The organism is Lysinibacillus sp. NPDC097868, assembly GCF_044761135.1.
Taxonomy (GTDB): Bacteria; Bacillota; Bacilli; order Bacillales_A; family Planococcaceae; genus Lysinibacillus.
On sequence record NZ_JBIWBS010000002.1, the window covers coordinates 46531 to 61161 of the forward strand.

At 38.2% G+C, this 14631-nt stretch carries 11 protein-coding genes; 8 read left to right on the forward strand and 3 right to left on the reverse strand.

The features are described 5' to 3' along the window. Positions 1–60: 60 nt before the first annotated feature. From ACIQXJ_RS15040 to ACIQXJ_RS15050, 3 genes are all read left to right on the forward strand, one after another. Positions 61–1236, forward strand: coding sequence for an MBL fold metallo-hydrolase (locus ACIQXJ_RS15040; RefSeq protein ID WP_403055495.1), 1176 nt, complete (start codon positions 61–63; stop codon positions 1234–1236). Further along, entirely contained in the window at positions 1223–1468 is a 246-nt protein-coding gene (locus ACIQXJ_RS15045; RefSeq protein WP_403055493.1) for a DUF3006 domain-containing protein, read from the forward strand. The genes ACIQXJ_RS15040 and ACIQXJ_RS15045 overlap by 14 nt, the downstream gene beginning before the upstream one ends. Positions 1469–1686: 218 nt before the next feature. Then, the gene (locus ACIQXJ_RS15050; RefSeq protein ID WP_403055491.1) at positions 1687–2475 is read left to right on the forward strand and encodes an HAD family hydrolase; all 789 of its coding nucleotides are present in this window, start codon (positions 1687–1689) and stop codon (positions 2473–2475) included. 249 nt (positions 2476–2724) lie between these two features. Here the strand turns inward: ACIQXJ_RS15050 and serA are convergent, their stop codons facing one another. Continuing rightward, the gene (gene serA, locus ACIQXJ_RS15055; protein ID WP_403055489.1) at positions 2725–4332 is read right to left on the reverse strand and encodes a phosphoglycerate dehydrogenase; all 1608 of its coding nucleotides are present in this window, start codon (positions 4330–4332) and stop codon (positions 2725–2727) included. 806 nt (positions 4333–5138) lie between these two features. Here serA and ACIQXJ_RS15060 point away from each other — a divergent pair. Next, a complete protein-coding gene (locus ACIQXJ_RS15060) occupies positions 5139–6791 on the forward strand; it encodes an FAD-binding dehydrogenase (RefSeq protein WP_403055487.1) in 1653 nt (550 codons plus the stop codon). Between the two features lie 176 nt (positions 6792–6967). On the opposite strand, the gene trhO is transcribed toward ACIQXJ_RS15060, so the two are convergent. Continuing rightward, positions 6968–7930, reverse strand: a complete 963-nt coding sequence (trhO, locus tag ACIQXJ_RS15065; protein ID WP_403055485.1) for an oxygen-dependent tRNA uridine(34) hydroxylase TrhO — start codon at positions 7928–7930, stop codon at positions 6968–6970. A 140-nt stretch (positions 7931–8070) separates the two neighbouring features. Between trhO and ACIQXJ_RS15070 the strand changes: the two genes are divergently transcribed. Further along, positions 8071–8853, forward strand: coding sequence for an enoyl-CoA hydratase (locus ACIQXJ_RS15070; protein WP_403055483.1), 783 nt, complete (start codon positions 8071–8073; stop codon positions 8851–8853). A 241-nt stretch (positions 8854–9094) separates the two neighbouring features. On the opposite strand, the gene ACIQXJ_RS15075 is transcribed toward ACIQXJ_RS15070, so the two are convergent. Beyond that, a complete protein-coding gene (locus ACIQXJ_RS15075; RefSeq protein ID WP_403055481.1) occupies positions 9095–9280 on the reverse strand; it encodes a YhzD family protein in 186 nt (61 codons plus the stop codon). Between the two features lie 303 nt (positions 9281–9583). Here ACIQXJ_RS15075 and ACIQXJ_RS15080 point away from each other — a divergent pair, with 303 nt between their 5' ends. From ACIQXJ_RS15080 to yhaM, 3 genes are read left to right on the forward strand one after another with little or no spacing between them, the layout of a single operon-like run. Next, a complete protein-coding gene (locus tag ACIQXJ_RS15080) occupies positions 9584–10798 on the forward strand; it encodes a metallophosphoesterase family protein (protein WP_403055479.1) in 1215 nt (404 codons plus the stop codon). Then, complete coding sequence (locus tag ACIQXJ_RS15085) at positions 10795–13695, forward strand: ATP-binding protein (RefSeq protein ID WP_403080870.1); 2901 nt, start codon at positions 10795–10797, stop codon at positions 13693–13695. Before ACIQXJ_RS15080 ends, ACIQXJ_RS15085 begins: the two co-directional genes overlap by 4 nt. Beyond that, positions 13692–14630 (forward strand): 3'-5' exoribonuclease YhaM, encoded by a 939-nt coding sequence (gene yhaM / locus ACIQXJ_RS15090; RefSeq protein ID WP_403055475.1) that lies wholly within the window; start codon positions 13692–13694, stop codon positions 14628–14630. The genes ACIQXJ_RS15085 and yhaM overlap by 4 nt, the downstream gene beginning before the upstream one ends. Position 14631 lies beyond the last annotated feature (1 nt).

Below are 14631 nucleotides of genomic sequence, written 5' to 3' on the forward strand. Positions count from 1 at the left end.
AGCAGCCTTCGAGTTCGCTCTCTTTTTTTGTATAATAGAAAATAGAAAGGAAGTTATTTTATGAAAAAATTACTTGCAGTGCTCCTTTGTATTTTTGTATTAGCAGGATGTACATCAGCATTAGAAACAGAAAAAATACCAGTGGCAGCAGGTCATGAAATGCGTGTGCATTTTTTTGATGTAGGACAAGGCGATTCAATTTTAATTGAGTCACCGAATGGTAAAACGATGCTCGTTGATGGAGGTGTTAAAGGGGCTGGGCAACAGGTCGTTTCATATATAAATGAACTCGGTATTGATAAGCTTGATATAGTCGTCGCGACTCATCCTGATGCCGATCATATTGGTGGTTTAATCCCTGTATTAAATTCGATTCCTATTGAACAGTTTTATGATTCGGGGAAAGTACATACATCACAAACATTTGAAGAAATGCTCTCGCTTATTGATACGAATAATATTCCGTATAACGTGCCAAAAACAGGTGATAGTATTGCTTTTGATGATGAACTAGAAGTAAAGGTGCTGAATGCTAACGAAAATGCTTCAGACAATAATGATGCATCGATTGTGTTAAAAGTTACCTATGGAAATATTTCATTTTTATTAACAGGTGACGCAGGTGTAGCTTTAGAAAAAGAAATGCTACAACAAAATGTTAAGGCGACGGTTTTAAAGGCAGGCCATCATGGTTCCAATACAAGTAGTTCCCAAAGCTTTATACAAGCAGTGCAACCAGAAGTAACCATTTTGAGTTATGGTAAGGACAACAAATACGGACACCCACATGCTGAAGTTGTAGAGCGCTTACAGGCGATTGGAAGTAAAATTTATGCAACAGCCGAAGCTGGGACAGTTACCGTTTCAACAGATGGGGTAAGCTATAATGTAAGTGCGAAAGAGTGGTCTGGAGCCATTGCCGAAAAGCCGAAAATGAAACAAGATGTAGAAATTATTCGCAAGGATTTAATAGAGGAAATTGTTGCTATAAAAAATAATGGTCAAGATACGGTTTCTTTAAAAGAATGGCAACTTATATCAATAGAAGGTAATCAAGTTTTTAATTTTCCAAATGTATCGTTACAGCCTGGCAAAACGATTTATGTTACAAGCGGTACGACAGCACGTGAGGGGCAAAATTATTTAAAGTGGACAACAAGACAGATTTGGCTGAATGACGGGGATAGTGCACAATTACTTAATGCGAAAGGGGAAGTTGTAAGTGAACTCGACTAAATACACATTAGACCGCATTGAAGATGGCTATGCAATTTTTTTAAAATATCCAGAGGAAATTGAGCAACTAATTCTACCTATCAATACCATTGAACAATCGTTACAAGCCGGTGATCGCGTCCTAATTAAAGAAATCGATAACACCTACCATATCGACATATTAAAAGAAGAAACAGAGCAAAAAAAAGCCGAAGTTCAAAGTTTAATGGACAAATTACGCCGAAAAAATTAAGTGCCAGTCACTGAAACAATTCTGAATTGTTTCAGTGACTGACACCAAGAACGCACGTAAAGCGAAGTGGATTTTTTTACGCTATAGAAAGTCACAATATGCTGCTTTTAGAAGCGGGAACTATGCACAAAAACTATGCTAACTATTTTGAAAATATGCTAAAATAAGCGATATGAATGCTTTTTGTTCAAGTAGAAAAGAAGCTAGGAGCTGACACGATGTCAATAAGTACAATTATTTTTGATTTGGATGATACGTTGTTATGGGACAAAAAATCTGTTAAAACAGCATTTGAAAAAACATGTGAATATGCTGCAACAATACATACGGTGGATTCAGCTGAATTAGAGGAAGCTGTGCGCAAAGAAGCACGTGCACTTTATGAGGGCTACGAAACATATGACTATACGGTGTTAATCGGTATTAACCCATTCGAAGGACTTTGGGGAACATTTGATGATCCAACTGATTCTTTCCAAAAGATGAAAGAAATTGTACCTGGATACCGCTCAGAAGCATGGACAAAGGGCTTAGCGGCACTTGGAATTGACGATGCTAAATTTGGAGCTGAACTAGGAGAACGCTTTGTAGCAGAACGCAAAGTGTCACCACTTTTATATGAAGATACGTTTACTGTTTTAGATGAGCTGAAAGGTAAATATCAACTTATATTATTAACAAATGGTGCACCAAGCTTACAAAATTTAAAATTAGAAATTACTCCGGAAATTGCTCCGTATTTTGACCATATTATCATTTCTGGTGATTTTGGAAAAGGGAAGCCAGATGCTTCTATCTTTGAGCATGTGATGGAAAAGGCGGGTATTACTGCTGACGAGGCAATTATGGTTGGCGATAACCTAAATACAGATATTTTAGGTTCATCTAGAGTTGGCATGCGGAATGTTTGGATTAACCGTGAAAATAATGTACCCACAGGAGTTGTCACGCCAACATATGAGGTGGATTCATTAACAGCTTTTTTAAAACTTGTGAAAGAGCTTTAATCCTTAAGAATTAGGTCGAAAAAAATAAATATGCTTAAAAAAGAACTGATTATTAATTAATCAGTCTTTTTTATGAATCGCCGATAAATTCTACAGAATCGTCAATAGAGCTTAGACAATGTGCGCTATCGCAGTAGTCGTTGCCTTCATCCTCCACGACCATCAAAATGATAGAAAAATGACAAAAGGCATCAAGAGTGGGAACTCCTTGATGCCTGTGCTTATTACTCTCACCTATTAATTTAGAGATTAAAGGTCAATTGCTTTTACTTCATCGATGTTTTCAAGTTGTGAAACGTATGTTAAATCTTCTTCCGTAACAACATTATCGACTGTTAGCATCATCACAGCTGTTCCACCAACTTCAGCACGCCCAACTTGCATTGTTGCGATGTTGATATCTTTTTCAGCTAGTTTTGTTGCTACGCGTCCAATCGCACCTGGTTTATCTGTGTTTTTAATGTAAAGAAGGTGACCTTCTGGTACAACGTCTACTACGTAGTTTTCGACTTTTACAATACGTGCACCAAGGCCATTTAATAATGTACCAGCAACAGTATGTGTTTCAGTAGCCGTTTTTACTTCAACTGTAATTAAGCTTGTGAAGCCTTTCGCAGTAGTAGTTTTATGTTCGTTAATTTTCATGCCAATACGTTCAGATAAATAACGAGCATTGACGTCATTAACGTGATTACCATGGTTTTTAGCTAATAAACCTTTTAAAGCATTAGAAGTTAAAGGACGTACGTCATAGTTTGCAACTTCACCAGCATAAGATAGGTTAATTTCTTTAACTGGCTCAGCTGTTATTTGAGATAAGAATGAACCAAGTTTTTCAGCTAATTCAAAGAAAGGTTCTACTTGTGCAAGTAGTTCTTTCGGAATTGATGGCATATTTACTGGGTTTGTCACCGTACCTGTTTTGTAGAATTTAATAATATCGTTTGATACGTCAACTGCTACAGATTCTTGTGCCTCAATTGTAGATGCACCTAAGTGAGGTGTTGCAATTACTTGTGGTAAAGTTAGTAATTTGTGGTCAGTCGCTGGCTCAGAAACGAAAACGTCAAGAGCTGCGCCTGCTACTTTACCTTCGACAATAGCATCATATAGATCATCCTCATTAATGATACCACCACGAGCACAGTTAATAATACGCACGCCCTCTTTCATCATTGCAAACTTTTCTTTGTTAATAAGGTTACGTGTTTCTGGTAGTAATGGTGTGTGTACTGTAATGAAATCTGCAGCGGCACAGATTTCTTCGACAGTTGATTTTGTAACACCCAGTTCATTTGCACGTTCATCAGTTAAGAATGGATCGTACGCCATAATGTTCATACGTTGACCTTTTGCACGGTAAGCGACTTCTACACCAATACGACCAAAGCCAACAACGCCAAGAGTTTTATTTTTAAGCTCAACCCCAACATATGATTTACGATCCCATTTACCATTTTTCAATGTATTGAAAGCTTGTGGAATGTGACGAGCAAGAGAAGTCATCATTGCGATTGTATGTTCAGCGGCAGAGTTTGTGTTACCATCTGGTGCATTAACAACGATAATACCGTGTTCTGTTGCAGCAGCTAGGTCAATGTTGTCTACACCTACACCAGCACGTCCGATTAACTTTAAGCTTTTCGCTGCTTCAATTACTTCGCGTGTTACTGTTGTTTGAGAACGAACTAGTAAGACATCAATATCAGCAATTTTTGCCATTAATTCCTCAGGTGCTAGTCCAGTATCGATAATTACGTTTAAATCTAAATCATTTTCTTGGCGTAATGGGAAAATACCATCTTCACTTAGTGGATCAGCGATAAATACGTTAATTGTTTTTGTTGCAGTAGTCATTTGTAATTAGCTCCTTTTAAATAAAATTATTAGTGATGTTTATAAGTGCAGTCCCCATTTTGTAAAAGTTCCTACATCATGCAAACAATCTTCTTTTTCGAAAAATATAAAAGCCTTCCGCGCCTTACGAACACAAATATTGTGTCGTAAGGGGCGAAAGGCTGAAAAATATAGGTTCGCGGTACCACCCTTAATTACTGCTCGAAAGAATTTCGTTGCAGTCTTAGCTATATGCGTAACGTGCATGTGACGGACAGGCTTACTTTTTGGTTTTCGGCTCGTCTATTCGGGAGTGGAACTATATCGTAGAAATCACTGATTTACACCAACCATCAGCTCTCTTTGGATTTTCTTTCGACTAGCATGTCTCCGTCGTTATATTTTTGCGTGATTAAATTTGTTAACATCATAATCCCTATTGTTCACCTTTGTCAACATTTATTCAAAAAAAGATTAAAATTACTCGCTTCAAAAGTCTGAAAACTGCTTATATACGAACGATATTAATATTAAAAGTTTATAATGTTCGTCTTTTTACAGAGGACATTGTAAGCGCTAACGAATGTGTCAAGACAGAGAATATAGGGGTTTAGCGAGTATAAAAAGATAAAAAAATTTCGGGGGATAATTGTATTATAGTAGATTATTTCCATAACACTTCCTTTGTTTTAAGACGGAATGCGAACATTTCGTTAATGCCACATATTTGTCGAAATTATATAACGATAAGGAGGTAAAGTGCCAATAAGAGAAGAATGTATGTAAAGAAAGATAGATTTAGATTTAGATTTTTCGGGGGTGTTGGGATGAAATATGATGTAGCGATTGTCGGAGCTGGTCTGGCGGGACTAGTTGCAGCCTGTGAATTAATAGATGCAGAGAAACGTGTACTATTGGTGGACCAAGAGCCTGAAAATTCAATGGGAGGACAGGCATTTTGGTCTTTTGGTGGGCTATTTTTAGTAAATTCACCCGAGCAAAGAAGGCTTGGTATTAAAGATAGCAAAGAGCTTGCATGGCAGGATTGGCTAGGGACTGCTGGCTTTGATCGTTTGGAAGATGAGGATTCATGGGCTTACAAATGGGCAAGGGCTTATGTAGATTTTGCTGCAGGTGAAAAATATGCATGGCTTAAATCATTAGGTATAAAGTTTTTCCCTGTTGTTGGTTGGGCTGAACGAGGTGGCTCATTAGCGGGAGGTCACGGTAATTCGGTTCCTCGCTTTCATATTGTGTGGGGAACTGGGCCAGGGATTGTAAAGCCTTTTGCAGATAAAGTGAAAAAAGCGATAAAGGAAGGAATTGTTGATTTTAAGCCGAGACATCGTGTAGATGAATTTATACAACAGGATGGTCGCATTACGGGCATTAGTGGCACAATTTTAGCTGAAAGCTTTGCACAACGAGGAGAGCAAAGTTCTCGCATTGGGGTAGGTGCTTTTTCCTATGAAGCAAGGGCAGTTGTTGTCGCAAGTGGGGGCATTGGTGCAAATATAGATTTAGTGCGTAAGAATTGGCCAGCTCGCCTTGGCACTCCGCCAAAAAATATAGTATGCGGCGTACCAGCTTATGTAGATGGTCGCATGCTAGAAATTACGGAACATGCGGGTGGGCGTATCGTTAATCGTGATCGGATGTGGCATTATACAGAGGGTTTAAAAAACTGGGACCCAATTTGGCCAAACCACGGTATTCGAATTCTGCCAGGTCCTTCATCATTATGGTTTGATGCCGAGGGAAATCGCTTTGGAGCACCGAACTTTCCGGGGTTTGATACATTAAGTACGTTAGAGGCTATTCAAAAAACGGGTTATGATTATTCATGGTTTATTTTAACGGAAAAAATCATTGAAAAGGAGTTTGCTTTATCAGGTTCAGAACAAAATCCCGACTTAACGAATAAAAGTATATCAGAGTTGATGAAACGCATTTTACCGGGTCCCACTGCACCAATCCAAGCATTTAAAAATAGTGGGGAGGATTTTGTTATTGCAAACGATTTAAAACAGCTAGTAGATGGGATGAACAAGCTTGCAGGGAATGAATTGCTTGATTTTATTAAAATTAAAGAGCAAATATTAGCACGGGATCGTGAAATGGACAATAAATTTTCAAAAGATTTACAGGTAAATGCAATACATGGAGCAAGAAATTATATTGGTGATAAAGTAGTGCGGGTTGCAAAACCACATAAAATTTTAGATACAAAAAATTGGCCTCTAATTGCAGTACGTTTAAATATTTTAACCCGCAAAACATTAGGGGGCTTACAGACGAATTTAGATGGAGCTGTATTTGGCATGAATGGACAACCGGTACCAGGATTATTTGCAGCAGGCGAAGTTAGTGGTTTCGGAGGGGGCGGTGTACATGGTTACCGCGCATTGGAAGGAACGTTTGTCGGCGGATGTTTATTTAGCGGACGACAAGTTGGCCGCTTTTTAGCACAACAATCTTAAGTGCCAGTCACTCAAACAATTCTGAATTCTTATGGCACAGCCAGTAGAATTAACTAAGAAACAATTCGCACAGAATCCTGTGGGAATGCACGTAAAGTAAGCCGCAACAGACGGCGCGATTGCGACGGTTGCGGCTTTCGATGTGCTGCGTGAAAGTGCCAGGCACTCACACAATTTTATTTTTGAACTTGTGCAATTTTTGCTATTTGTTCTTCTACTTGCTCTTTTGTCCAGTCATTTTCTTCAACGAAGAAATTACGTTTTGCGCGGCGACAATCGTTTGAACAGCTACGCATATAAAATGCCTCGTGCTTTTCCTCACATAGCATTAATTTGTGGCACTCAGGATTAGCACAGTTTGTATAGCGCTCTGTTGGTTCGCCTGTGAAATAGTCCTTACCAATAACCACATGCTCGACCTGATTAATAGGCACACTGCGGCGACGATCAAAAATAAACATTTGGCCATCCCATAATTGTCCCTTTACTTCAGGGTCTTTAGCATACGTTGCAATACCACCATGTAGTTGACCGACACTTTCACCATAGCCTTCACGTTTTAACCAACCCGAAAATTTTTCGCAGCGAATGCCACCCGTACAATAAGTTAAGATGTTTTTACCAGTAAAGTCTTCTTTATGTTCTTCCATCCAAGCTGGAAGGTCACGGAAGTTTTCAATCTCAGGGCGTACCGCATTGCGGAAATGTCCTAGGTCAAATTCATAATCGTTACGTGCATCGATAATAACCGTATTGTCTTCTTGCATACGAGTCATAAATTCTTTTGGTGTTAAATAATCCCCAGTTATTTCTAAAGGGTTAATATCATTTTCTAAGCCAAGGTGTACAATCTCCGTACGAGGTCGTACATGCATCTTTTTAAAAGTATGCCCTTCTACTTCATCGATTTTCCACATAATATCGCTAAAACGAGGGTCAGCTTTCATATGATTCATGTAGCTTTCAGTTTGCTCAATCGTACCAGAAACTGTACCATTGATGCCCTCTAATCCTACTAAAATACGACCAAGGAGACCGATTTCTTTACAAAATGCTAAATGTTCTTCGGCAAATGCTACTGGGTCCTCAATAGCAACATATTTATAATAAAGTAATACACGAAAGTCCTTTTGTGTCACAAAAATACCCACCTTTAAATTTCATTATTCGACAATAAATATAGCATAACAACGACTATTTTGCGTAGGAGAGAAGGAGTTTTCAGAAAAAACACGAATAGTACATAGTGAATGACTATTCATATTTGGGGGTGTAGGACATGGAATTTTCAACAATTACATTAGAAAAATTAGAGCGTCGTGCTACTTTAACGCTAAATCGACCGCATGCTATGAATGCGATGGATGATGTGATGATGCGTGAATTAGCAGAGTGTTTCGAAGCATTACAGCAAGAGCAAGAAATACAGGTTTTAGTTATTCGTGGGGAAGGAAAGGTCTTTTCTGCGGGCGGTGATATTAAAGCAATGCTTGATCCAAATAAGCCGCTAAATATTGATGAGGCAATGGTATATTTAACACGTATCGTCAAAGCTTATTACCAACTACCAATGATTGTGATAGCTGCAGTTCATGGTGCATCAGCGGGGTTAGGCTTTAGTTTAACACTAGGTGCTGATATCATAGTTGCTTGCGAAAATAGTAAGCTTGCTATGAATTTTATAGGGATTGGGTTAATTCCAGATGGTGGTGGTCATTTCTTTATGAAGGAAAGGCTTGGCACTGTGAAAGCAAAACAAATGATTTGGGAAGGAAAAGTGCTGACAGCCGAGGAAGCACACAATATAGGCTTAATCGATTATGTTGCGCCTGAAGGTTCGGTTTTTGCAGTGGCTGATCAGTTAGTTGGAAAGATGCTAGCATCACCAATTGCTTCAATGATTATGACTAAAAAGATTTTACATGCACAAAACTTGCCGCAGTTAGAGAGCGTTTTAGCGATGGAAGCACAAGGGCAATCTGCTATGCGTAAAACGGCTGATCATTTAGAAGGCATTCATGCATTTGTTGAAAAAAGAACGCCGGTCTTTGTAGGACATTAAGTCATTTAGTATGGTCAACAAGCTGAATAAAAACATAAAATTTTGATTCAAATGGATTTTAATACGACGCAAGCCCCATCACATAGACTTTTGATACGAGAAAAGCGAGATTCCATTTCGGATGCTCGATCTCGTCCACAAAAGCGAAGTGGTGGGGCTTGCCGATTTATCAATTGTATAGCTCTTTGTTACTGTGTGAGACGCCTAGAGTATTTTCTACGTGTCTTTTTAATTTCATAGTTTAAACATGGAATAATATTAATTTCCCAGAAGCGTTAACAAGTCGATGTGTTTTTTCTGCAACGCCCTTTTCTAAAATTTGCTGTTGACCATTTACTTTTGCAGCTTCATCATTTTCAAAAGTCCAAGTTTCATCAAAAAGTGTTTCCCCAGTTTTTTCAAAAGCTGTAAATCGATAATTATTCATAAACAAACCCCACCCTTTACTTGAATATATATCTATTATACATAGAAGAAATATAAACTTCACGGTATATCTAGCGAATATTTCGATAATTTACGAAAATTGTGGAAAATTTAGTACAACATGAAGATGAATAGTTCTATGATTTCGTTTCTCAAGTAACATGAAGTATGATAAAATAGAACAAATATTCGCTTTCGATTGATCCTTCCGTACAGGGCATAAAGCTACCAGCCTTGTACAAGCACAATGAAAATCTAGACGAAATGAAGAACAAAGGTTTAATTAATTTGTAGAGGTGATTGGATGTCCGCAATTCGTTTTTTCCATATGGCAGATTTACATTTAGATAGTCCCTTTAAAGGCTTATTTGGATTACCTGAAAGGAATCTAAAAAAAATTCGAGCAAGTACTTTTGAAGCATTTGATAAGATTATTCAGAAGACAATCGAAGAAAGACCAGATTTCCTACTTATTGTAGGGGATCTTTATGATGGAGAAAATCGCAGTTTACAGGCACAAAGACGTTTTCAGGCAGCGATGGAGACGCTATTTGAACATAACATCCCCGTCATTGTCAGCTATGGCAATCATGACCACTTACATGGTTCTTGGACACGTTTTGCTTTGCCAAGTAATGTTTATGAATTACCAGCTGATACGAGTGTTGTACAATTAAAAATACGTGGCCAGCAAGTAAATATTTATGGCTTTAGCTATGGTGAGCGTCATGTTAAGGAATCGATGATTGATCGTTATCCTGTTGCGCAGGATCAGCATGCAATTCACATAGGTATGCTGCATGGCAGTGAAGCAAGTGATTCTACACATGCGGTATATGCACCATTTAAAAAAGAGCAACTTCTTGAAAAAAGATACCATTACTGGGCGCTTGGTCATATTCATAAACGACAGCTATTACACAATGAACCTCCGATTGTTTATCCTGGTAATATTCAAAGTAGACACCGCAATGAACAAGGAGTGAAAGGTTTTTATGATGTAACCTTATCGCAAACATCTGCTGATTTAACATTTATCCCGACTTCTGCTGTTGTTTATAATATGGTGGAGGTGGATTGCACAAATGTGCTTCATGCAAATGAGTTACTACTAAAATGCGAAGAGGCAATCGCTCATAATCGAATGGAATATGGAGCATCTGTAATTGAGCTTCATCTGAAGAATCTAGATGAAGAAGCTGCAGCATTGTTTGAACATGCTTCGGTAGATGAATGGCTTGAAACAATTCGGGAGTCAGAAGATGGGATTGAACCAATGGGATGGGTGCAAAAACTTATTTTGCATAAAGTTTCAACATCATATGAGTCGACTGCTATGACTGAATCTGTAATCAGTGTAATGGAGCAGTGGGATATTTCTGATTGGAAAGATATTTTAAAGGATTTGTACCAGCATGCGAGTGGTGCAAGATTTGTAGAACCTATAACAGAACGAGAAATTGAACAATTGAAGCTTGATGCTCAGGAGTTATTAACCGATGAAATTCAAAGGGCGTGAAAACTTTGCTAACGATACAGAAAATTCACATTTACGGCTTTGGTAAGCATGAAAATATCACAATCTCTTTGCAAGACGGTGTAACTATTTTTTATGGCATGAATGAAGCTGGTAAAACGACCATACAGCAGTTTATTTTACAGATGCTTTTTGGATTTCCAACAAAGCAACAAAGCCAGCGAAAATACGAGCCAAAAACATCACCCAAATTTGGGGGGCAGCTGACCATTCTCCACCCAATATATGGTCAATGTACAATTGAACGTGTTAAAGGAAAGGCTACTGGTGATGTTACTGTATATACAGAAGATGGTATGAAGGGGCATGACGAGCTTTTAGCCAAGCTTTTGTATGGCTATTCACGCGCATCATTTGAAGCGATTTTTTCATTTTCAATTCATGAACTGCAAGGTATCGAAAAAATGTCAGAGGATGAATTGACGCATCTATTGCTTGCTTCAGGGACAACTGGCATTCATCGGCTATCTGCACTTGAAAAAAAATTAGAAAAAGATGCTGGAGAGCTTTTTAAAAAATCTGGTAAACTTCCCCTCATCAATCAAAAAATGGAGTATTTAAAGCAACTTGAAAAGACTATTAAGAAGGAACAGGCTACAATCCATACATTCGAAGATAAATCACTCAAATTACAGCAACTTGAGCAAAGATTGAAGGATTTAAATAAACAACAAAAAACACTGCAACAAGATTGGCAACAACTTACGGTCTTAAAACAGGCAATGCCACTCATTGAACAACAAGAAACACTACAGCAATCATATAAAAGTTATGCACATGTTCAATTCCCACCAGAAGGAATTAGACGTTACGAACAGTTAAAAGATCGACTGACGCACGAAACATTACAGCTGACTCAACTAGAAGAACAATATCAAGCTTTAAAAAGTAAGCTTCAATTAACAGCAGATGAACAAGCAATTGAAGAAATTGCGAGGCTTATGAATAAAGAAGTAACTTGGAATCAGCTCCTCGTCAAAGAGCAGAACCTTAAGGACGAGCTGTTTGTACTAGAGCAAGACATTGAAGCACAGTTTCGTTTACTAGGCGTGCAGGAATTGGAGGCTCAAGCAACCCTTTTAGAGGGAACTGTATCTTTGCAACAAGAGGAACAATTTCAACGACAGTTGACTGTCTTAACTGAAGCTGAGGAAGAGCTAAAATTTTATCTACAATCGTTAGAGCGAATACATGAGGAACTAGATAGCATTTCTCGACAGAAAAAGCATCTACAGCAGGAGTCATTAACAGCTGAGGAAGAACATATTTTAGCACAGTGGCCCCAGAGAAAGAGGCGCTTAGAACAATTGCGTCATGTTAAATCGCAACGCTCAAAACAGAAACAGCCAACACTTCTTGTTATCCTTGTGATAGCTATAAGCATTGTTGCGCTTATTTACGGTGTTTTAGAAAAGAATTGGGCGGTAATGGTTATTGGTGCTCTCTTATCGCTAGTATTCATATTGCATTTAAAACAAGCGAAACAAGCTGATGATGGGCCTCCTGAGCATAATAGTCAATTATTGAGAGAGCTAGAGCAAGAAGAAAATATTGTGCAAGTGTTACTTGTGAAAAAACAACGGCTTGAAGATCGATGGATGCTAGCCAACGAGCAACAGCTTGATAAAGAACGACAGTATGCACAACTCGAACATAAAATTCAACAAGCTGAACAAGTAAGCACCGAGGCAACACATATGCTGCAAAGCTTTTTGGAACGTTTCCACTTAGAGGGAAGTGTACCGCGGTCACTATTACCAGAGTTGTTTATGCGTATTCGTGGTGTACAAGAGATGGTAGTTAAAAAAACAAGCATAGATAAGCTTTTACATGCTATACAATCTGAAAAAAACGAGCTTTATGAAAAGCTACAGCAAGTTTTAAAGAATGAGTATAGTGAGCAGGAAATTTTTGTACATCTACGCTCAACATATTTAGCAATTCAGCAGGAGCAACAACAGATGTTGCAAACAAAGGAACAACTCGCTCAAATACATTCAAAAAAACAAGAAGTACAACCACTTTTGGAAAACTACGAATCGGAAATAGCCCAATTATTTCATGACGCGAATGTAGAATCAGAAAATGCATTTTACGAGACATTTGAACAATTTCAACAGCAGCAAAAGCTTCAGTCCGAACTACAAGCGATTCAATATCAATTAGCTTCATTAGATATGCAACAGCAAGAGAGCTTTTTAAGTGCGGAACAACTTCATGAAAAAATACAAGCACTGGAAGAAGAACGCAATGCCGTTCGAATAGAAATTGAACATTGCTTAGAAGAGCGGGCAGCCTTGCAAATTGAAAAGGAACATTTGCTTAACGATGAACAATATGGTCTACTGTTACAACAGTTTGAACAAGAAAAAGCATTATTGCAACAGCTAATGGAACAATGGGCAACTAAAAAAGCATTAGCAACTGCTATTCATGAAACATTATTCCGTTTGCGTGAAGAAAAATTACCACATGTACTTACACAGGTAAATGCTATATTCCATTCGTTAACAGGTGGTCGTTACGATAAACTTTTCATTCATGAGGAAGGCTATTTTGAGGCGCAAGCAGTTTCTGGCTTACGCTATCATGTAGCAGAATTATCACAAGCTACAAAGGAGCAGGTCTATATTTCATTGCGAATGGCATTAGCGAAAACCCTTGCAACTTCTGCGCCATTTCCATTTATAATGGATGATCCTTTTGTCCATTTTGATCGAAACCGTACAAACAAAATGGTACAATTAATGAAAGAAGTAGGATATGAACGTCAAATTTTATATTTTACTTGCCATGAAGGGATGCTCGCACTTTGGCAAAAAGAGCAAATTGTCGATCTAGGAGCACTAGCAAATGAAAGGGGAGTGACGTCAACATGAAAGGTATTACGACGCTCCAAGTTGGAGAATCAGTTGATCAATTTTTATTAATTAAACAATCGACTAAAGGGGTTACCACTGTAGGGAAGCCATTTATGTCACTGTTACTACAAGATAAAAGTGGAGACATTGAGGCGAAACTATGGGATACAAACGAAGATCATGAAAAAATGTACCATGCAGAGGCGATAGTGCATGTAGGTGGAGAAATTCATGACTATCGTGGGAAAAACCAATTACGTATTAAAACAATTCGTGTGGCAAAGCCAGAGGAGGGAATTGCCGTTAATGATTTAGTTCCTTCTGCTACTACTCCAAAAGAAGAGCTCTATGAGGAATTGACACAATTCTTCTTTGATATTAAAAATCCAAATATTTCACGTATCACGCGTGCAGCTATTAAAAAGCATCAGGATGCTATTTTAGTATTTCCAGCAGCAACGAAAAACCATCATGATTATGCATCAGGCTTATTAGACCATATGGTATCGATGTTAAGGCTAGGGAAAGCCATTGCTGATTTATATCCAACGCTAAATCGGGATCTATTATATTCGGGAATTATTTTACATGATATTGGTAAGGTCGTTGAATTATCTGGTCCGGTGGCGACAATGTACACTGTTGAAGGTAATTTACTTGGGCATATTACGATTATGGTCAATGAAATTGCTAAAATTGCAAGCGAACTTGAAATCGAAGGCGAAGAAGTGATGCTCTTACAACATCTAGTATTGTCGCATCATGGAAAAGAGGAATGGGGAAGCCCGAAAAAACCAATGATTCAAGAAGCGGAAATCTTACATTATATTGATAATATTGATGCGAAAATGAATATGCTTACGCGCGCATTAGGTAAAACAGCTCCTGGAGAATTTACAGAGAGACTATTTCCTCTCGATAATCGATCATTTTACAAGCCAAATATTCAGTAAA

Excerpts from the sequence above, each read along its gene's own strand:
- ACIQXJ_RS15040 (WP_403055495.1), top strand. The coding sequence starts at position 61 with ATGAAAAAATTACTTGCAGTGCTCCTTTGTATTTTTGTATTAGCAGGA.
- ACIQXJ_RS15050 (WP_403055491.1), top strand. The coding sequence starts at position 1,687 with ATGTCAATAAGTACAATTATTTTTGATTTGGATGATACGTTGTTATGG.
- serA (WP_403055489.1), bottom strand. The coding sequence starts at position 4,332 with ATGACTACTGCAACAAAAACAATTAACGTATTTATCGCTGATCCACTA.
- ACIQXJ_RS15060 (WP_403055487.1), top strand. The coding sequence starts at position 5,139 with ATGAAATATGATGTAGCGATTGTCGGAGCTGGTCTGGCGGGACTAGTT.
- ACIQXJ_RS15070 (WP_403055483.1), top strand. The coding sequence starts at position 8,071 with ATGGAATTTTCAACAATTACATTAGAAAAATTAGAGCGTCGTGCTACT.
- ACIQXJ_RS15075 (WP_403055481.1), bottom strand. The coding sequence starts at position 9,280 with ATGAATAATTATCGATTTACAGCTTTTGAAAAAACTGGGGAAACACTT.
- ACIQXJ_RS15080 (WP_403055479.1), top strand. The coding sequence starts at position 9,584 with ATGTCCGCAATTCGTTTTTTCCATATGGCAGATTTACATTTAGATAGT.
- yhaM (WP_403055475.1), top strand. The coding sequence starts at position 13,692 with ATGAAAGGTATTACGACGCTCCAAGTTGGAGAATCAGTTGATCAATTT.